Annotated in this window: 19 protein-coding genes and 2 pseudogenes; 13 read left to right on the forward strand and 8 right to left on the reverse strand. The window is 69.5% G+C overall.

Annotation, left to right across the window (positions count from 1 at the left end):
- The first annotated feature begins 533 nt into the window (after window positions 1-533).
- The 7 genes from AB0G56_RS40940 (at window position 534) to AB0G56_RS40970 (ending at window position 9344) form a co-directional block, all read left to right on the forward strand.
- Window positions 534-1094 carry a hypothetical protein gene (locus AB0G56_RS40940; protein WP_360981074.1) on the forward strand — a complete coding sequence of 187 codons (561 nt, stop codon included), beginning with the start codon at window positions 534-536 and terminating at the stop codon, window positions 1092-1094.
- Window positions 1095-1129: 35 nt separating this feature from the next.
- The gene (locus tag AB0G56_RS40945) at window positions 1130-3694 is read left to right on the forward strand and encodes a Helicase associated domain protein (RefSeq protein ID WP_360981077.1); all 2565 of its coding nucleotides are present in this window, start codon (window positions 1130-1132) and stop codon (window positions 3692-3694) included.
- A gap of 189 nt (window positions 3695-3883) precedes the next feature.
- Window positions 3884-5278 (forward strand): DNA-binding protein, encoded by a 1395-nt coding sequence (locus AB0G56_RS40950; protein WP_360981114.1) that lies wholly within the window; start codon window positions 3884-3886, stop codon window positions 5276-5278.
- A 185-nt stretch (window positions 5279-5463) separates the two neighbouring features.
- A complete protein-coding gene (locus tag AB0G56_RS40955; RefSeq protein ID WP_360981079.1) occupies window positions 5464-6195 on the forward strand; it encodes a TnsA-like heteromeric transposase endonuclease subunit in 732 nt (243 codons plus the stop codon).
- A complete protein-coding gene (locus AB0G56_RS40960) occupies window positions 6192-6902 on the forward strand; it encodes a hypothetical protein (protein WP_360981082.1) in 711 nt (236 codons plus the stop codon). The genes AB0G56_RS40955 and AB0G56_RS40960 overlap by 4 nt, the downstream gene beginning before the upstream one ends.
- Window positions 6841-8289: a Mu transposase C-terminal domain-containing protein gene (locus tag AB0G56_RS40965; protein ID WP_360981085.1), complete on the forward strand. Its 1449-nt coding sequence runs from the start codon at window positions 6841-6843 to the stop codon at window positions 8287-8289. Before AB0G56_RS40960 ends, AB0G56_RS40965 begins: the two co-directional genes overlap by 62 nt.
- 86 nt (window positions 8290-8375) lie before the next feature.
- Window positions 8376-9344 (forward strand): ATP-binding protein, encoded by a 969-nt coding sequence (locus AB0G56_RS40970; protein ID WP_360981117.1) that lies wholly within the window; start codon window positions 8376-8378, stop codon window positions 9342-9344.
- Window positions 9345-10538: 1194 nt separating this feature from the next.
- On the opposite strand, the gene AB0G56_RS40975 is transcribed toward AB0G56_RS40970, so the two are convergent.
- The 4 genes from AB0G56_RS40975 to AB0G56_RS40990 form a co-directional block, all read right to left on the reverse strand.
- A complete protein-coding gene (locus AB0G56_RS40975) occupies window positions 10539-10928 on the reverse strand; it encodes a VOC family protein (protein ID WP_360981088.1) in 390 nt (129 codons plus the stop codon).
- Window positions 10929-11283: 355 nt separating this feature from the next.
- Window positions 11284-11586: a hypothetical protein gene (locus AB0G56_RS40980; protein ID WP_360981091.1), complete on the reverse strand. Its 303-nt coding sequence runs from the start codon at window positions 11584-11586 to the stop codon at window positions 11284-11286.
- Window positions 11546-12172 carry a hypothetical protein gene (locus tag AB0G56_RS40985; protein ID WP_360981094.1) on the reverse strand — a complete coding sequence of 209 codons (627 nt, stop codon included), beginning with the start codon at window positions 12170-12172 and terminating at the stop codon, window positions 11546-11548. The genes AB0G56_RS40980 and AB0G56_RS40985 overlap by 41 nt, the downstream gene beginning before the upstream one ends.
- Before the next feature lie 104 nt (window positions 12173-12276).
- Window positions 12277-12867, reverse strand: coding sequence for a terminal protein (locus AB0G56_RS40990; RefSeq protein WP_360981097.1), 591 nt, complete (start codon window positions 12865-12867; stop codon window positions 12277-12279).
- A 247-nt stretch (window positions 12868-13114) separates the two neighbouring features.
- On the opposite strand from AB0G56_RS40990, the gene AB0G56_RS40995 reads away from it, so the two are divergent.
- The 5 genes and pseudogenes from AB0G56_RS40995 to AB0G56_RS41015 all read left to right on the forward strand — a co-directional run bounded on the left by AB0G56_RS40995 (window position 13115) and on the right by AB0G56_RS41015 (window position 15616).
- On the forward strand, window positions 13115-13330 hold the full coding sequence (locus AB0G56_RS40995; protein WP_360981099.1) for a hypothetical protein: 216 nt from the start codon (window positions 13115-13117) through the stop codon (window positions 13328-13330).
- Window positions 13331-13483: 153 nt separating this feature from the next.
- A pseudogene (locus tag AB0G56_RS41000) lies at window positions 13484-13726 on the forward strand (ATP-binding protein); the annotation flags it as partial.
- Between the two features lie 241 nt (window positions 13727-13967).
- Window positions 13968-14837: an IS5 family transposase gene (locus AB0G56_RS41005; protein WP_360981102.1), complete on the forward strand. Its 870-nt coding sequence runs from the start codon at window positions 13968-13970 to the stop codon at window positions 14835-14837.
- A 21-nt stretch (window positions 14838-14858) separates the two neighbouring features.
- A pseudogene (locus AB0G56_RS41010) lies at window positions 14859-15095 on the forward strand (ATP-binding protein); the annotation flags it as partial.
- Window positions 15096-15223: 128 nt separating this feature from the next.
- Window positions 15224-15616 (forward strand): hypothetical protein, encoded by a 393-nt coding sequence (locus tag AB0G56_RS41015; protein WP_360981105.1) that lies wholly within the window; start codon window positions 15224-15226, stop codon window positions 15614-15616.
- Between the two features lie 77 nt (window positions 15617-15693).
- Here AB0G56_RS41015 and AB0G56_RS41020 read toward each other — a convergent pair whose 3' ends face one another.
- On the reverse strand, window positions 15694-15909 hold the full coding sequence (locus AB0G56_RS41020; protein WP_360981108.1) for a hypothetical protein: 216 nt from the start codon (window positions 15907-15909) through the stop codon (window positions 15694-15696).
- 237 nt (window positions 15910-16146) lie between these two features.
- The gene (locus tag AB0G56_RS41025; RefSeq protein ID WP_360981123.1) at window positions 16147-16695 is read right to left on the reverse strand and encodes a hypothetical protein; all 549 of its coding nucleotides are present in this window, start codon (window positions 16693-16695) and stop codon (window positions 16147-16149) included.
- 130 nt (window positions 16696-16825) lie between these two features.
- On the opposite strand from AB0G56_RS41025, the gene AB0G56_RS41030 reads away from it, so the two are divergent.
- The gene (locus AB0G56_RS41030; RefSeq protein WP_360981126.1) at window positions 16826-16948 is read left to right on the forward strand and encodes a hypothetical protein; all 123 of its coding nucleotides are present in this window, start codon (window positions 16826-16828) and stop codon (window positions 16946-16948) included.
- Window positions 16949-16961: 13 nt separating this feature from the next.
- On the opposite strand, the gene AB0G56_RS41035 is transcribed toward AB0G56_RS41030, so the two are convergent.
- A complete protein-coding gene (locus AB0G56_RS41035) occupies window positions 16962-18089 on the reverse strand; it encodes a hypothetical protein (RefSeq protein WP_360981111.1) in 1128 nt (375 codons plus the stop codon).
- A 43-nt stretch (window positions 18090-18132) separates the two neighbouring features.
- The gene (locus tag AB0G56_RS41040; protein WP_360981120.1) at window positions 18133-18357 is read right to left on the reverse strand and encodes a hypothetical protein; all 225 of its coding nucleotides are present in this window, start codon (window positions 18355-18357) and stop codon (window positions 18133-18135) included.
- Window positions 18358-18362 lie beyond the last annotated feature (5 nt).

The raw sequence follows: 18362 nt of genomic DNA on the forward strand, positions 1-18362 counted from the left end.
CGCGTCGCGTCTGCGGAGCAGACCGACGCGGCGGCGCTACGCGCCGCTGTCCCGGCGCAAGCGCCGGGAGGCCGGAACTCCGTTCCGGCGCTGCCGGTCCACTCCGTGGCCCGGCAGTCCGGGCACGGCTCCGCCGCACCCGGAGAGTCCGGAACGCTCCGCGCCCCGAACCAAACAGCAGTAAGGACGAGAGGGGAGCGGCTCGTAGGCGGAACGGATTGACGTCACGTCAATTTCCCGTGCGGGCGGAAGTGACGTGACGGTCAGTCACGTCTGCCCCCTTCTCTCCCCCGATGGTCGGCCGACCCTCGAGGAACGCACACACTCAACCACATCTCACCACCTTCAGACAACCTGTGCGTCACTTCGAAGTGGGCCGATAGATTTGGGATCGTAGCCGGGTGCCTCCTACGGGCCACTCTCCATGGAAAATCTGCATCTCCATGTCCAGGAAACGCCACCATAACGACACAGGACACTCTGCACCGAATGTCTCCCGCAGATTCTCGGAAAGTAAGGAAGCCTTGAATCCGTTGAACTTTGAAAAGCACTTTGAAGCGTCGAAGGAAATCGCCCCGGAACTGGTCCGCTACCGGATCGTGGCGCAGCGGACCGATTCGGAGCACCCGGGTGCTGTCCGGCTGACGAACTACGCCTACGGCCGGTCGGTCGAGGAGGTGCTCACGAAGGTGCGGAAGGTGCTGGACAAGCCCGGCGGTCTGTACGGGGACGCGGGTCTGTACCGCGTGGTGGAGGTCGTGGAGGAGAGCCCGGACAGCGGGGTGCGGCAGCGTGAGCGGGCCGACCTGATGCGGCTGGAGGCGCTCGTGCGGGAGAGCGTGCTGCCGCGTACGCACCCGCACACCACGGCGCGGCGCCGTGTGCTGGAGGCGCTAGGCGAGGCCGGCGGTCTGTGCACCGCCCGGACGCGGGACGCGGACGGAGACGTCATCGTGTGCACGCTCGAGGCCGGGCACTACGACGTGGATGACAGGCCGCCGTTCAAGGACGGAAAGCCGGGCGGCTGGCACAAGGCGGATGGGGTGATCTGGAGCGACTCGGGCGGGGCGTGCGTTCCGCACGGGGCGCTGTGAAGGACCGGAGGATTTCAGCGGAGGACGGAGCAGATATGACCCGCATGGACATGCGCCCGCATCAGGTTGAGGCCGTGGATTCGGCCCTTCGGTTTCTGTCGGTTCCGCCGGGCGGGACGATTCCGGCGGAGGGGCTGCGGACTCAGATCATCGCCGCTACCGGATCCGGTAAGACACTCATGGCGACCGAGGTCGCGAACCGGCTTTCCGCGCGCAGGGTGCTCGTGCTGGTGCCGACGTTGGACCTGCTTACGCAGATGGCCCGGGCGTGGCGGGCGGGTGGCCGGCGCGGTGCCATGGTCGGGGTGTGCCGTCTGCCTCCGGGGCAGTCGGACGGGATCCCGTGCACGACGAGCCCTGATGAGCTGATTGCGTGGACGGCGGGGACGGAGCCGGTGACGGTGTTCGCGACGTACGCGTCGGTGGGTCTGCGGATCCTTCAGCGGGCGCACGAGGCCGGCCTTCCCGGGTGGGACCTGTTGGTGGCCGATGAGGCGCACCGGACGAGTGGGGATGCGGGCCGGCCGTGGGCGGCAGTGCACGACCAGGCGCAGATCCCGGCGGTGCGGCGGCTGTATATGACGGCGACGGCGCGGGTGTGGGAGGCGGAGGGGCAGGCGCCGCGGCTGGTGGCGAGCATGGACGAGGACTCCCCCGTCTTCGGGCCGGTGGCCTACAAGCTGAAGCTGTCGGATGCCATCCGCATGGGCTTGGTGGCGCCGTATCAGGTGCTGTGCTTGGACATCCGGGACCCGCAGGTGTGGGCGGCGCTGCAGGCTGGGGATGCGGCGTCGGATGCGGTGCGCGGGGCGCGGCTGGGTGCGATCGCGACGGGGATGATGCGGGCGGCGGTGCAGGAGCGGTTTCGGCGGGTGCTGTCGTTCCATTCGCGGGTGGCGGAGGCGGAAGCGATGACACGGGCAGTGCCGTCGGTCGCGGCGCGCCTCGATGAGGACGAGCCGGGCGAGTACCCGCCGCCGGGCCAGGTGTGGGCGGACTGGCTCTACGGTGATCACCGCCCCGCGTACCGGCGCGAAGTTCTCGATGAATTCGCGTCGGATTTCCTCGGTGGTGAGGAATTCCGTGGGCGTGATGTTCCGGCGAAACTGAGGGTTCTTTGCTCGGTTCGTGTGCTCGGGGAGGGGGTGGACACGGCGGAATGTGACGCGGTTCTCTTCTCGGACGCCCGGGGGTCGATGGTGGATATCGTGCAGATGGTCGGGCGTGCTCTGCGTAAGCATCCCGGGCAGGGGAAAATCGCGACGCTGATCGTTCCGGTATTTCTCGGGCCGGACGAGGACCCGAACCAGATGGTGACGTCGGATGCGTACGGGACTCTGGCGAAGGTCCTCGGGGCACTGCGGGCGCACGACACCGAGACGATCGAGGCACTGGCGGACCCCCGCCCGCGCAGCAGCCGCCCCAACATCCAACCAGGCGGTGAAGAGGGCGGGTTGGGTGAGGATGTGGGGGACGTTGACGAGGACCAGGAGCTGGAGGACGAGGGTGCGGCGCGGGTGAGTGCGGCGGCGGCGGGTGTCCTGAAGTTCAGCGAGGAACGCGACCCGACGGCGCTGTCCACGTTCATCCGGCTCCGGTTGATCGACCCGGAGCGGGTGTACTGGCGGCGCGGTATCGAGGCCGCGCAGCGGTGGCTGCGGGAGACCGGCGAGACGGCATCGCCGGTGCCGGACGGCGGAGCCGGCTCGCTGGAGGAGATGGTGGGGCGGGCGCTGTCGGTGCCGGTGACGTACGTGACGCCTGTGGAGTGGGGGGCGGTGGGGTCGTATCCGCTGGGGGCGTGGCTGGCAGATCAGCGGCGGTACTACGCGGCCGGGACGCTGGAGGCCGTACGCGTCGCCGAGTTGGAGAAGCTGGGCATGGTGTGGTCGGTGTACACGGCGTGGGACGACATGCTGGAGGTGGCCCGCTCGTACGCGGACGCGCACGGGCACCTCGTCCCGCCGGCCACGGCCGTGTGGGAGGGACAACCGGTCGGGACGTGGCTGAAGAACCAGCGCGCAGCGGCCCGTAAGGCAGTTCAGAACGTTGCACGGCGGGCGGCGGGCGAGACGGGCGTACCCGCTACCGGGGAACTGCCCGAGAGGCGCAGGGAGGCCCTGGAGGCCATCGACGCGGGATGGTGCCCGGTGTGGGACGCGGGATGGCAGCGCGTGCTGCGGCTGTGCCAGGCCCACCGCCGGGCCGGCGCTCCGCTTCCCGAGGTCGCGGGTGGGGTGATCGTGCAGGGCGAAGACCTCGGCGCGTGGGCGGCGGCGCAGCGTAGCGAGTGGGAACGGCTGATGCCCGCGCAGCAGTACCTCCTGGAGACCCTCGGCCTGGAACCCGCCCCCGCCGCCGAGGCCGAGGCGGCGCGGCCGGTGGGGCGGCGGGAGCAGGCGCGCGCGGTGAACCTGGCAGCGGCGCGGCAGTTCTTCGAGCGGGAGGGACATCTGCGGGTGCCGCGCAAGCACGTGGAAGTGCTGCCGGACGGAACGGAGATCAAGCTGGGTGCCGTGGTCGACAACACCCGGCGCCGCGCCGACAAGCTGACCGACGAGCAGCGCGCGGAGTGGACCGCCCTCGGCATGCGCTGGTAGATCCCCCTGCACGCCGAAGGGGGCGGCCTGCTCACCGTGTTGGCGGGCAGACCGCCCCATAGGAGAGTCAACAGCAGGTCGCGGAAGGGGCGGATCGATACAGTCCCGTGCGGGTCCGGTTTGCTTGGTCCGCTGCACGGTCGTTGCGAAAACGCCCGCTGGGTGCGGTGGACACGAAATCGTGGTGGGGTGATCTGTAATCCTGGCCTCCTGAGGATCGCTCCCGTGCGGAGGGAGATGACTTCCTCTCTGATCTGCCGCATCGCCCATCGCTACGGGATGCAAGCGAAGGTGTTGCGGGCCTGCTGGAAGTGGCGCAACTACTCGCCTGGGCACGAGGGCGGAGGCGCACGGGCCGATGCCGAGGTGCTGCTGAACGCGGCTGGACGCCGGCTTCTGGCGGGCCTGTGCGGCGTCGAGGAAGGCGTGCTGGCGCGGGCGTTGCCGTCCTGGGGAGAGGAAGACGCCAAGCTGCGCGCCGAGGATGGCGATCCGGTGGGGGTGTGGCGGGTCGGTGGTGCGGTGGCCGGTCCGGTGGCGTTCGGCTGCCGGCTGTGCACGGCCCGGCGTACGGGGTCGGCCGTGCGGGTGGTGCGGTATGCGCCGCGGTGGGATCGGGTGTGCATGCGGCATGGGCGGTGGCTGCTGGACGCGGCCGCCGACCAGCCGCTGGAGCATCTCGATCTGCGTGGTCTGCCGGAGGTGGTGGCGGCGCAGCGGCGGTGGGCCTGGGTGGCGCGGCGGGCGGTGCGGGCCGGTGCGGAGCCGGAGCGGGTGTTCGCGCTGGCGCGGGCGGTGGTGGCCCGGTGGTGGGAGCAGGCCTTTGGCTGGGAGCGGGAGACGGTCTGGCCGCGGCGCCTGCACCAGGTTGCGGGCGGGGATGCAGGTGGTGATCTGGAGCGGTGGCGGATCGTGGGGCGGGACGCGGTCGTCTTCCCAGAGGTGGTGACGGTGGCCGAGGCTCTGCTGGACCCGGCCATGGCCGAGTTGGTGTGGGCCGACAGCGGTGCCGATCGGCCGCGGGTGCTGCCCGCCGACGGGTTGTTTGGCCGCAGGCTCGGTGAACGGCTGGGGCGTACGTGGCTGGGGCCGCTGGCCGCGGCGGACCACGGCGGGCCGCTCATCGCGTGGATGGGCAGTGTCATCCGTCTTCGCCGCGGCGCAGGCGGGCCGCCCGGGTACGACAACGACCCGTGGTGGCTGCGCCAGGAACACCAGGCCGCAACCATGGCGGCCCAGCTACGGGTGCTGGGCAAGGAGAAGAAGGCGCCCGGTTCGGGGACGATGTGGCGGGCTGCGGTGCCCGCCGAGCAGCGCATGCTGATCACCAGCACTGTCGACAGCGCCCAGGAGCAACTGCTACAGCTGCGCGGTGTGCAGACCGGCCCGACCGCCGACGTCGCGCGGCGGCTGCTGAGCGGTCTCGGTCACAGTGCCGGCCTGATCGAGAACGCCTGGAAACGGACCGCGGTGGCGGCGGTCAACGGCGGGGTGCCCCTTGAGGAGGTCGCCCGGTGGGTGGACATGCCCGTCGAGGCGCTCCGGGAGATGCTGGCCGCGGGCGGGCGGGAGGCGGGCGGCTGAGCACGTGCTCCAGGGGCGAGTCGGCTGTTAGCTGATACGGCACTCGTTCGTGGCAGAAACACTGAAAACGGCCGTCCGGGCGGGCGTGGGCGGCTTGGCTGGCGCGGGTGACCAGCACAGGAGCGGCCCGGCCTCAGAGCCGGGCAGGGCGGGCGGGCGTGGACCAGGTGGGCGGGTTCGAGGCGGTGTTCCTCGACCCGGTGGGGCAGGCAGTGCAGCAGCGGTGGGCGGATGCCGCCATGACCGTGGCGTTCGAGGACTTGCCGCCGGTGTCGGCGTTCCCGGTGGTGCCGGGGCGGCGCTGGGGGCCGGGCCTGTGGTGGTCGGCGACCACCGGACGGCACGTGGCCGCGAGGTCGAACGCGATGCGCGTCCAGCTGATGGTCCTGGACCGCGACCCCGACGTGACGGGGCTGGCAGGGCGGCCGGTGCGGCTGCTGTGGCGCGATCGGCGCGGGCGGGTGCGTTCCTGGGTGCCGCAGCTGTTCGCCCGCTGTGCCGACGGCACCGCGCTGCTCGCCGACTGCCCCGGCCACGCGGGCGCCGTCGGCGAACGCGCGGTGAAGGCCGCCGCGGCGGTGGCGCAGGCGTGCGCGGACGTCGGCTGGGCCTACCGGCGCATCCCACCGCTCGACGACGTCATGGCCGCCAACCTGAAGTGGCTGGCCGGCTACCGCCACCCCCGCAACGCCAGCCGCCCCGGCCTGACGGCGGCCGTCCTTGAAACGTTTGCGCGGCCGCGGCCGCTGGTTGAGGGCACTGAAGCGGTCGGCGACCCGATCGAAGTGCTTCCCTGTGTCTTTCACGCTCTGTGGCACGGCCGGTTGACGGTTGATCTCGACACGCCACTGCACGAACGCATCCTCGTCGGCCCGCAGGGCTGGAGCGACCCGGACAAGAAGGAAGGTGCCCGGTGAGCGCGCGGCGCAATGCCCGGCCGGCCGTGAAGGTCGGTGCTCACGTCCGCTTCCGTGGCGTGAAGTGGCAAGTGGTCGCCCTTTCGGGGCAGGACGTCCACCTCCTCGGCCCGGACGGCGGTGGTGAGGTCGTGCTCGCCGGGCATCTGTTCGCCGACCCCGGGTTCGCCGTCATCGGGGCCGATGCGCCGCAGGCGGCCCCGCAGTGGGGGCTGTTCGAGACCGCCCCCGCCGCGGCGCGTGAGAAGGCGCTGGCCTGGCAGCGGCACGTGCGGGAAGTCGAATGCGGGCTCACCGGCGGGCCCGGCAGCGAAGGAGTGGTCCGGGAGCAGTACGACCCGGAGCGGCACACGCTGGCCGAGCGGGAGCAGGCCAAAGCCGAGGAGCTGACCGCGCTGGGTTTTGGCCGGGTGTCGCGCACCACGGTGCAGCGCATGCGCCTGGCCTACCGCAAACAAGGCCTGTGGGGACTGCTCGACCACCGCACCACCCGCGCCTCCAGCCCCACCGGCCGGGCCGACGAACGGGTCCTCGCCGCCAGCCGGCGAAGCGCTGCGCCGCCGCCGAGGCCGCTCCCGCGGCACCATCAACGGCCTGTTCCCGCTGATCAACCAGATCCTTCAGGACCGGCACGGGCCCGGTACGGTGCCCGCGCCGTCGCAGGCCACGCTGTACCGGCTGGTCACCGCCCTGGCCCGGCCCGGTGAACTGCCCTCCGGGCCCGTGAGACAGGTGCCCGCGAGCGTCGACGGGCGGGCCTTCACCCCCGCCACGGCGCTGCGGCCCGGCGAGCAGGTCCAGGTCGACACCACCCGCCTGGACGTCCTCGCTCTCTTCGACGACGGGCGTCTGGCCCGGCCCGAGCTCACCATCGCCGTCGATGTCGCCACCCGTGCCGTCCTCGCCGCCGTGCTGTGCCCGAGCGCGACCAAGGCCGTGGACGCGGCCCTGCTGCTCGCGGAGATGGCCGTCCCCCATCCCGCCCGGCCCACCTGGCCGGACATCCTGCGCATGGACCACGCCCCCGCGCTCCCCCACCAGAGGCTGGCCGCACTGGATGAGCGCCTGGCCGGGGCTGCGGCCCGGCCCGTCGTCCTGCCCGAGACGATCGTCGTCGACCGCGGCAAAGTCTTCGTCTCCGCCGCGTTCACCGCCGCCTGCGAACACCTCGGCATCAGCGTCCAGCCCGCCCCGCCTCATGCCCCCACCGCCAAAGGCATCGTGGAGCGGACCTTCGGCACCATCAACCACCTGTTCTGCCAGCACCTGCCCGGCTACACCGGCTCCGACGTCACCCGCCGCGGCCCCGACACCGAGAAAGACGCCTGCTACAGCGTCGCCCAGCTCCAGGACCTCCTCGATGAGTGGCTGGTGCACTACCACCACCGGCCCCACGAAGGCCTGCGCCACCCGCTGATGCCCCGCAAAGCGCTCACACCGAACCAGATGTGGGCCGCGCTCGTCGCCGTCGCCGGACATGTGCCCGTCCCGCTGACCGGCCGCGACTACCTCGAACTGCTGCCCGTGCGCTGGCAGGCCATCACTCCCGCCGGCATCACCATCCACCACCGCACCTACGACCACGATCTCCTCGCCCCCTACCGTGGCCAGGCCTCCCCCGTCGCCGGCCGAGGCGGGAAATGGGAGATCCACTACAACCCCCACGACGTGCGCCAGATCTGGATCCGCCTGCCCGACGGCGAGCTCACCGAGATCCCCTGGATCCACCGCGACCACGTCCACCAGCCGTTCAACGACCACACCTGGCAGCACATCCGCACCCACGCCCACCACAACAACCACGACGACAGCCAGCAGCATGAGGCCGGTCTGGCCGACGCCCTCGACCAGCTCATGCGCCGCTTCCACACCGGCCACGCCACCACCACCGAACAAGCCCTCCTCGCCCGCGCCACCACGCCGCCGGTTCCCGCCGCACGGCACCCCCGATACGGCACCGGCCCCATCACCGGCGAGTCGGCGCAGCACGGCGAGGACGACAGCATCGACGACCTCCCCGAATCCGGCACCCGCCCCGCCGCGGCCGCCGGATTCGGGCTCTACGACGCACACGAGGAAGCCGACAAGTGGTGAACAGCCGCCCCCACCCCGCAGCGCACCAACCGTCCAGCGCACCCGCCGACGCAGGCAGCGGCAACACGGCCGAGCCGTCCTGGCCCCTGACCACCTGGCAGGGCTGGCACCGCTTCGCCACCACCGACCCGCCCTCACCTCCCCGACCCGGCGAGGCGCCCCGCAGCGCCGACGAACGCCTCGCCTACCACTCCGCGTTCGTCACCATCCGCACTCCCGCCATCAGCCAGCTCGCCGCCCAGGTCCGCACCCTGATGATCCTCGGCCGCCACCAGCCGACCACCGCACGGCCCTCCCTCATCGTCACCGGACCCGCCGCAGCCGGGAAAACCACCGCCCTGCTCAACGTCGGCCGCACCTGCCACCTCGCCCACACCCGCAAAAACCCGCCCCCGCCCGGGTCAGCCCACGCCGCAGCACCCGTGGCGTACGTCCTCGTCCCGCCCGGCGCCACAGCGAAGACCCTCATCACCGAGTTCGCCCGCTACCTCGGCATCCCCGTCACCACCCGCATGACCCAGACCCAGATCACCGACGCCGTCTGCCACACCTACACCCAAGCCGGCGTCCAACTCGTCCTCATCGACGAGATCCACCGCCTCAACCCCCGCACCACCACCGGCGCCCAGACCGCCGACCTGTTGAAAGACCTCACCGAACGTCTTCCCGCGACGTTCGTGTACGCCGGCATCGACGTCACCGACACCCCCCTGTTCACCGGCACCCGGGGCGCCCAACTCGCCGGACGCGCCACCCTCATCACCTGCGGCCCCCTCCCCGCCCGACACGGCAAACGCGAACCCTTCCGCGACGTCATCACCGACATCGAAAACGCCCTCGACCTCCACCACCACAAACCCGGCACCCTCCCCCGGCACGCCCCCTACCTCCACCAACGCACCGCCGGCCGCATCGGATCCCTCACCCGGCTCATCCGCCAAGCAGCCATCACCGCCATCTACGACGGCACCGAACGCATCACCAAAGCCGCCCTCGACGCGGTACAACTCGACCACCTCGCCGAACAACACAACCGCCCCCGCCGAAGCCGATAGGCCCACCTGCCAGGCAGGCAGAACAACCCTGACCAGCACAAACACCAGCCGGGCCTTTACACGCTAGCGAAACCCACAACGAACCCGACCCCACTCAGCACACACAACACAACCCCAGCTCACACCCCGAATTACCCACTGCAACCGTGCACCCGACCCTCTCTCAACGAACCCACAACACCCCAGGCCAGCAAGCCCGCGATATACCAACAAACCCCCCTCCGAGCGTTACGAGCTTGCTACCCGTGCAGCACCCGTGTGCCGTCTGGACCGTGCGAATGCTGCGCTGCACTCCGCACCGGACGTGCAGCAGACACCTTGCACCCTTCACCACCAGGAGCAGCAGGACGTCGGCGGCCGAGCAGCACGAGGCGCTGCACCCGGCCGGCGACAGGTCGTCGGCGGTCGCGGCCTGGCGAGGGCGAAGCGCGTCTTGCACCCCATTGGTAGGTACTACAGGTAGTACCTACGTGCGGGTTGAGTGTCCTTCCCCCTGAGAGCAGAGCTCGGGCCGGGAGCAGCGAGCGAGAGGCGGCGACCGAGGAGGGAGGGCGCGGCGGCCGCCGTGGGGCCGTTGCAGAGGAACGAGGCGCCTCACCGTTGCTCGAAGCGCTGTGCCGCGCTGTGAGCGCCTTTCAGGGCCTTGATCGTCGCTCGGGAGCCCGGAGGGCGTCAGAACGCCGCAGACGGCCGTACAGCGCCGGGAAGGATCATGTGCGCCGGACGGGACGGGTGGGCCTCGGTGCAGATGGCGGCGGGTGTGTGGCCGCGTAGCGAGCTTCGCTCTCAGGGGGAAGGACACTCAACCCGCACATAGGTACTACCTGTAGTACCTACCAATGGGGTGCAAGGACGTCTCTGGACAGGTCGGCACGGAGGTGCTGGCTGACTCGTCTCAGTGAACTTTGACCGTTCTCACTGAAGTTTGACCGGCTGCTGCTCTACGTTCGCGGTGGTTGGGCTTGCGAGGGGGCGGGACTGCGGCGGCTACACGTGTACGGGCGTTGGGGGATGAGGCGGTCGGCGTTTGAGCTGGACTTTCTGAGGTCTGGAGAGCGTCTTCGGCTGCCATTGGGCAGGGCCTGGAACACACGCTTCGAGGAGGCGGAACCTGTACGTGCGTTCCGCTGAGCTTCGCGGGCTGGTATTACGCGGTGGGAGCCGGCGGTGTTCCGGCTCAGGCGGGAAGGCCGGTCAGGTGAGGTAGTCCGCGCGCCCCTCGTCATCGAGTTCGAAGGGGCCTTCGGGGATGATGCAGAATTCATTGCCCTCCGGGTCCGCCATCACCAGGAACCCACCAGCGTCGTACTCCTCCAGCCGGCGTCCGCCGAGCGCCTCGACACGTTCCTGCTCTGCGGCCGGGTCGGGTGAGGTGACGTCGAAGTGCATACGGTTCTTCACTGACTTGGGCTCGCCGGTCCGCTGGAAGCCCAGGCCCAGGCCGTTCTCGCGCTGCAGCCATACGTAGGGTCCCACGCGGCCCACGACTGGCCGGCCAAGCAACTCGGACCAGAACGCGGCAAGCCGCTCCGGGTCAGCGGCATCGACGATGAGGGCATTGATCTGCAGAGGTGAGTCCGCCATGCCCTGATTCTCTCAAGGCACACAGGACCGCTCAGCGTCGGTCGCCCCACGCACGGTGCGTGCTGCGAACCATCGATCGGTGGCACAGAGCAGGGTCAAACTCCGGTGAGACGAACCCGCCGGTGGTCAATCTTCAGTGAGACAGATCGAACTTCGCTGAGACAGGTCACCGCGACTACGTTCCGTGCTGCCCCCGGGCGCGTGTGAGGCTCGATCCGGCTGTCACGCTCCCCCGGCTCGAAAACCAGCCTGGAGGCCCGGCAGGCATTCAGAAAAGGACAAACAGGGGCATATTTGCGGCGGCGTGACATCGGGCGTGACACATTTCGGGGTGAGCGTGACGCTCCTGTCACGCTCACTCTGCGTCAACGTGACACGGATCCGGGCGTGCGGGCGGTCGGCCGGTGGTGGGGCCGGCCTGCTTCTCCCAGGCCGCACGCCAGATCGTCAGTTCGTCCTCGGTGTACCGGACGGTCTGCCCGTCCATCCTGCCTTCGGGCACCGAGATGCCGCGTTCCGGGGAGCGCCTTCGCATGTAGGTGCGCGCCGTCGGTGCCTTCCACGGCAGGATGCCTTTTTCCCACGCCTCCTCCAGCGAGTACCGGACCGGCACGGAGTCACCGAAGGCGTCGTTCGCCGACAGCGGCTGGCGGATCACCGGGGCCGCGTCCACGGGCTGCTGCGGCAGCACCGGGCGGCCGGGCGGGACGACGGGGCTCTGTCCGCACACATGCGGCCGCTCGTGTTCGACCAGCGGTTCCATCCCGGCCAGGATCCGGCGCAGGGGGGACCCCGGGACGCTTCTGCTCCAGGGTGCCGAGCTCGCGCAGCGCCTGGAGCTCGTCGGCGCGTGCCGCGACCCGGGCGGCTTCGCGCAGCTCGGCTTCCCGGGCGGCAGCGGACGCGGCTTCGGCGGCGAGCTCGGCCTGGACGACGTAGTCGGTGTCCGGGTCGTAGACCGTGCCCGCCGGCGCGGCGGCGAGCATCTGGGCAAGGCGCTCCCACTCCGCGAGCTCCGCGCAGCCGCGGGCGTCGGCGGCCAGGTCCTCGTGCCGGAAGTCCTGCCGGGCGAAGAACCGGGCGTCCTCGAGGGCCGCCGCGACGGCGCCGGCGTCCATGCCCTTCGCCCGGCGCCGGACGACGCGGCGGCCGAGGCGGGCGGGGTCGACCGGCTCCCGGGGCGCGGCGACGCGCGGGGCGAGCGGACGGCGGGCGGTGCGCCGGGGCGGCCAGGGCGTGGTCATCGTCGGCCTCGATTTCGTGATGCGGATTCGAAAGCGGACCGCCGCCAGAGCGCTGTACGGCGGCCCGCCGGATTGCTTTATAGCAGGTATGTAATTCGGCCGCGTCAGAACCGGAAGTCTATTTTCGAGACGTGCGTGAAATCCGCGCGCAGGCCAGCGGCGCGGGTGCCCCACTCCGTGAAATACGACTCCGTGATGGCCTCCGCGACGATCGGATGCAAGTCCCCCTCTGTCGCACCGGCCTCCTGGAGCTCCAGGATCTGCTTCGCGTAGATGGGCGAGATTTCCGTGGTGATCTGGCGCTCGCGGCCGTCGTCCGAGCTGCCCTTGCAGGCGAATCCGAAGTAGGCCGTCACTTCCACCATCATCCCGCTGGAGGTGGACGCCTGCGCGCGAGCCTGGGCCCTGACCTGCGGCTGCCACTCGGATTCGGTCGCTTCCGCCAAGGCGGCCTGGAGCCGCTTCTGTGGCTTCTTCAGCTTCCCGGCGCGGTAGCGCTCGATTGTGCGCGTCGATGTGCCCACGCGCTCCGCCAGGCTCCTTGCTGACCCCTCCATCCGCGTGAGGAGGAATTTCACCTGTGCTTTTGCGGATTTCGGCGCGGGCCGGGTGAAGACCTTACGCTCCGCCCGTGCGAGGGCCTCCAGGACCTTGCCGCGGCGCGGGGCCGGCTGCTGCTGCTCGTGATCGCTCATGCCTCCCAGGGATCACGGATCGCCTGTGGACAGTCGCCGGGCTCACGAGCTCAAGTTGTCTGCCGCCTCCGTGTGTTCAGGAGGGTGCTGGGGGAGGTTGGCGCCGAGGTCGCTGCGCGCCCCGGACGCATCCGGACTCGATGAGGGCGACGACGGTGAGCCGGAGTGAACGGCGTCTTCGTGTTCGCCGTCCCGGTCGGTGATCAGTTCCAGCAGGCTGCTGACGGGCAGGTGGGCCTCCTGCGGGATGGCGGAGGGTGCCATTCAGGTGGAGGGTGTACCGCGTGCGCCGTCCGTGCCGCTCGCGGCTGAGATAGCCGCCCTGTTCGAGATCCACGACGATGCCCTGAACGGTGCGCTCGGTGATGTGGCAGGCCGCAGCGATGTCACGCAGACGGGCGGCGGGGTCGCACGCGATGGCCAGGAGCACGCGGGCATGGCTGGTGAGAAAGCTCCACCTTGATGCCTGATGGTCCACGCTGCCTGCTCCTTCGCCTGACGGAGTTACCGGAGGAGAGTTACCGGAAACCAGTTTCACGTATCCGGGGAGTGCGGTGAAGTTTCGGGGGTAAGCGGGCCGGGCGAGATTCGGCGCTTCGGACGTGAGGCGGGCTGTATGGACTGTGCTGGGCAGAACGAGGGCCAGCAGCGGCTCGTTGACCGCCGTATCTCGGTGTCCGCCGCGTTCGAGGGCAGCGAAGAGATCGCCCTCGCCCGGGACCTCGCCCGCTCCTTCCTGACCGATGTGCAGGCCGTGCACGGGCTGCCGGTGTCCGCACGGGCCATGGGCATGGTGCAGCTGGTCGTCAGCGAGATGGTCACCAACGCCCGCAAGTACGCGCCCGGCCCCTGTCTGCTAAGAGGTCGTTTTCACCTGGACTGCACTGGAATGAACCGATTACCGGAGCATGAGGTCGTGGGAATCGTGAGGTGTCAGGTGCGCTTCGGCGTCTGTGGGTCTGGCGGGGTGGCAGGTGAGGCGAGATAAGACTTGTTCCTGTCTCATCCCAGAAAGCCCGGCCTTCGCGGTCGGCCTGCGTGCTTCCGTTGTCGTTGCTGTACGCCTGGGCGCACTCGGTCCGGAGCGGTACGCCGGAAGCATGCCGACGCGACGCCCGTATCCGAGTGATCTGTCCGATGCCCGCTGGGAGTTGATCGAACCGGTGCTGTCAGCCTGGCGTTTCGAACGTCGCGGCAGGGCCCTGGACTTCGGCCGTCCGCCCGAGCACGACCTGCGCGACATCATGGACGCGATCCTGTACGTGGACCGCACCGGCGTGCAGTGGCGCTACCTCCCACACGACTTCCCCCACTGGAACACGGTCTACGGCTACTTCGCCAGGTGGCAGCGGGAAGGGGTGTTCGCCCAGCTCAACGGCCTGCTCAGGCGACTGCTGCGGCAGAAAGAGGGCCGTGACAGCGAACCAACGGCCTGTGTGATCGATGCCCAGAGCGTCAAGACCTCCACCAGCGTTCATGCCTCCAGTCAGGGCATCGACGCCGGAAAGAAGATCGTCGGCCGCAAGCGGAGCATCGTCACCGACACGATCGGACTCCTGCTGACCGTCGTGGTCACCGCGGCGAGCGTGCAGGACTCCGTCGCCGGCACCGATCTGATCGACCAGGTGGCTGCCGCCCACCCCACCGTCCGCAAGGTCTGGGTGGACGGCGGCTACCGCCAGCACCTCGTCGAACACGCCGCCACCCTCGGCATCGACATGGAAATCGTCCAACGCACACCCGGAACCAGAGGCTTCACCCCACTGCCCAAACGCTGGACCGTGGAGCGGACCTACGGATGGCTGATGCTCCACCGTCGCCTGGCCCGCGACTTCGAGACCCTGCCCACCCGCTCCGAAGCCATGATCCAGCTGGCCATGACCGACCTGATGGCCCGCCGCCTCACCGGCGAGAACACGATCTCCTGGCGCGACCCGACACCCCAGGATCAAACACCTATTCCGGGATGAAACATCGGGCGAAAACGACCTCTAACCCTGGAAGTCAACGAGGGCGCCCTCGAGGTGACCGTGTGGGACAGCAGCACCACCCTGCCCGCGATCGGGGCGATGGACCCCGACCGCGTCGGGCAGCACGGCTTGGAGATCGTCATGGCCGTCTGCCAGACCTTCTGTGTCCACCGGGAACCGGTGGGCAAGCGCATCACCGCAGCCATCGAGCTGGCCGACGACCCGGGCGGAGACCCGGCCGGACGGCAGCCCACCTGACCCACACCTGACCGGACGCGCGCTCCATTGACTTGGCCGACATCCAGCGTGTACACGTGACGGGGTCACGGGCCCGCCCGCCGCGTCAACACCGGGATCGCCCCCACCGCCCTGGCAGGATGCTGCTCATGCAGCCGCTGCCCCAGCCCTGCCCCGCCGGCCTGATCCCCGACGCGACCGGCATGGCCGCCTTCAAGGCCGCCTACCGGCATGCCAAGCAGCAGCGTGCCGTCTTCGTCGCCATCGAGTGTGAAGGCGCGCGATGGACGGTGAAAGCCGACATGATCACCGCCCCGCAGCACGTCGTGGACGACACGGTGTACGACGCCGTCCGTGCCGCCGTCATCCGGCTGATCCGCTCCCGCGAGATCCGGCCGGACTCCTCCGCGGGACCGGTCTACTTCGTGCTGTACGACGTGACGATCGAGGAGCGGGCCCGCGAACTTGCGGCTGCACTGCACGCGGCGCTGCACGGAGAACTCGAACCACTCATCCATGCGGTGCCCGGAATCCCGGGCTGAACTGGCCTACGTCGTGGTGCCCGGCGTCCACACCAGCAGGGCCCTGCCGTCGTCCTGCCCGTTCCTGTGCGCTGACGTCAGCGGCGGGTGACGGCATAGCCCGCGTCGTTGATGGCGCGGGTCCACACGTCGCGGTCGAACCACTTGGTGATGTTCGGCTGCATCTCGGTGATGGTGCGCATCCGGGCTTCCCAGTCGTGTCCGGCCGGGCCGCGGCTGCCGTCGCAGCCGGGGTAGCCGTCCTCGCCGCGAATGTAGCCGGTCATCCAGGCGTTGACGGCGACGTAGACCACGGCGCTCGTACGGACCTACGTGGACCAGACCCTCGCGGCCGCACAGCCAGCCGCCGTGGCACCGGCCGCACGCGCTGCGTCGGACCCCACGACGCCCCAGTGAACACCTGCGGGCACCGCCAGTCTTCTCCGACTGACACGGAGCACCAGGACTACGGCCGTGGCACGGACCAGTAGGTGGCAGGTGGCAGAGATCGGCGTGTATTCGGCGCCAAGGCGCCGCGACATGCCGCTGCCCTACCTAGCCTGATATTTCTTGAGCGTCAGGTGGAAGAGCGCGGTCGGGTCTTGCACGAGTTCCTTGATCCGCTCGAAGTCTTGGCCGTGGAACCACTCGAATATGCGGCCGCCATGAATTCCTTCGCTCAAGGCAAGGTGCAGGTTGTGGAGGACTGAAGCTTCCAGCCTGTACGCCTCGCGCCTGGTTCCGACGGGGGCGGAGATCCATCCGTCGACCAGGGCGTACCCGAGGTTCCGCGCCTGCGTCTCGTACTTGTCGAACTGCTGCTCAGGAGACCCGGTGGATCCCACCTTCACCACTGTGCGTAGGCCCTGGAAACCCAGGACGTACAGCCGACCACCTTCCTTGTCCGGCTCCGGTAGTTCTTCACGCAGTCGTTTGCGTACCAGGTAGGAGGTCAGTCTGATCTCTGTTTGGTCCCATGGCGGCATGGCTCCTGCCTGGAGGTCAGCTACCGCTTGCGCGCGAGCCGCCTCGGGGCCGATCTCTTCAGCCCACTTCTTCATGAGGACTTCGCGGATGATCTGTTGTGGGATACGTGGCACCGCGTCAGCTTCTCAGGCAGCACTGACAACGGATGCGGAGCGGGCCCCGGACCGCATCGGTCCGGGCTCGCGGGCTGTTCGGGGCACGGCTGCTACAGCTCGAACTCGAGGTGCGCCGACGGGAGCACCGGTGCTACCGCTGGACCGGGCGCTGGACGCAGCCGAGCAGTCGGGGGTCCAGCTGTGCTCGCTGTGCGGCGCGGCCGCCGAGCTTGACCCGGTCCTAAAGGGCTTCGACCACGGGCTCGGGTGATGGTGCGCGAGGGTCAGCCAGCGGTCCGGGACGCGATGAGCCGGTTGGTGAGCTCCACCGTTCCGAGGTACCACCAGAAGATCCAGTCCAGGAACGCTTCGTCGTAGTCGCCGCGCTGGTCCGCTTTGCGGTGGCGCAGGTCGTAGCGGTTGGCGATCTCGAACAGTGCCCCTTCGTCCTTGCCGAGCTGGTCCTTGAGCAGGGCGCGGCGTTCCTCGAGGATGCCCGCGAGAGTGACGATCGCCGAGCGCTTACTCTCCACCGTCGTGTCCCGGCCGCGGAACAGGGCGATCGCGTGGCGGACACGGGCCGTGATGTCCGGCGCGCTGTCGTTGAGCGCCCGGCGTACCAGCGCGCTGCGGGCGTCGTCGGTGACGGCGACCAGGCGCCCGAGGTCCTCGCCTTCGGCAGCCAGCTCGTACTCGATGCCGGCCTCGCGCAGCAACTCGTTGACCTTGCCCCGGTACAGGATGCGGGCGGGCCCGTTGTGGAACTCCGAGTGGTGCCATCCGCACATGCTGTAGGAGTGGAAATGACGAGTGCGGGGCCGGCTGACGAGGTCGTGGAAGACTTCAATCAGACCGAAGAAGGTGTCCTCGTCCCACGTCTCTGGGGCCAGAGGCCACAGGTCCGGGATGCCCAGTCGCCGCTCGATCACTCGTGAGGCGTCCGGCAGCTCGGTGGGGTCGTCGACGCATTCCTCGCCGAAGACCTCCGTCAGGTAGCCGTTGTCGGCGAAGTCGCTGATGATCCGGGTGAAGTCACGGCGTGTGTCACGCGCTGTGCTGCCGTCGTGTGACAGGCCGCGGCCCTGCCGCTGCGGCCAATACGGGCGGGGCATCGCCGCGTGCCTGAGTTCGGGTGCCCGGCTGACGAGCTCCGTGAACCAGTCATGCTGGTCCATCCCGGCCCGCCTTGTACCCCAGCCGGTGGCGGTACTCGCCCATGGATCAGCCGCCGGTGCAGTGTGGTTGGGCAGGTCCTCGAAATCAGCGACTGCGGTTGTGCCAGCCAATGCCTCCGTCAGGAGCCACTTCGCCCGGTCCTGCCAGGAGCCCGCGGACCGGAGAACGCGCTCACCCTCAGACATGAACAGAGCTGTCGGCCATAGGAGTTCGTAGTTACTCAGGTCCAGACTCACTGCACCATCATTACCCATTGAGGGCGTCTGGCCCGAGTCCTTCTCAGTGCTTGATGAGCTCCTGGAACTGCGGACATCCGATGGCATGCCACTCCCTGATGAGGACTTCCCCGGCAATGAGAACGACTTCGGCGTGCCACGCGCGGCTCTCTACGAGGTGCCGTCGTCGAACGCTTTGGGTTGCGTCCAGGGAAGTGGTGTACGGGTTCGACCTGATCCGGGGGTTTGCTCCGGCATCGGGATGGTGCCCGCATAGATGAACGGCCACCGGCT

The organism is Streptomyces sp. NPDC021356 (genome assembly GCF_040641015.1).
GTDB lineage: Bacteria > Actinomycetota > Actinomycetes > Streptomycetales > Streptomycetaceae > Streptomyces.

What these genes read in the sequence shown, in the direction of transcription:
- AB0G56_RS40945 (WP_360981077.1), top strand. Translation starts at nt 1,130, where the DNA reads ATGACCCGCATGGACATGCGCCCGCATCAGGTTGAGGCCGTGGATTCG.
- AB0G56_RS40975 (WP_360981088.1), bottom strand. Translation starts at nt 10,928, where the DNA reads ATGGCGGACTCACCTCTGCAGATCAATGCCCTCATCGTCGATGCCGCT.
- AB0G56_RS40985 (WP_360981094.1), bottom strand. Translation starts at nt 12,172, where the DNA reads ATGACCACGCCCTGGCCGCCCCGGCGCACCGCCCGCCGTCCGCTCGCC.
- AB0G56_RS40990 (WP_360981097.1), bottom strand. Translation starts at nt 12,867, where the DNA reads ATGAGCGATCACGAGCAGCAGCAGCCGGCCCCGCGCCGCGGCAAGGTC.
- AB0G56_RS40995 (WP_360981099.1), top strand. Translation starts at nt 13,115, where the DNA reads ATGGCGGAGGGTGCCATTCAGGTGGAGGGTGTACCGCGTGCGCCGTCC.
- AB0G56_RS41005 (WP_360981102.1), top strand. Translation starts at nt 13,968, where the DNA reads ATGCCGACGCGACGCCCGTATCCGAGTGATCTGTCCGATGCCCGCTGG.
- AB0G56_RS41015 (WP_360981105.1), top strand. Translation starts at nt 15,224, where the DNA reads ATGCAGCCGCTGCCCCAGCCCTGCCCCGCCGGCCTGATCCCCGACGCG.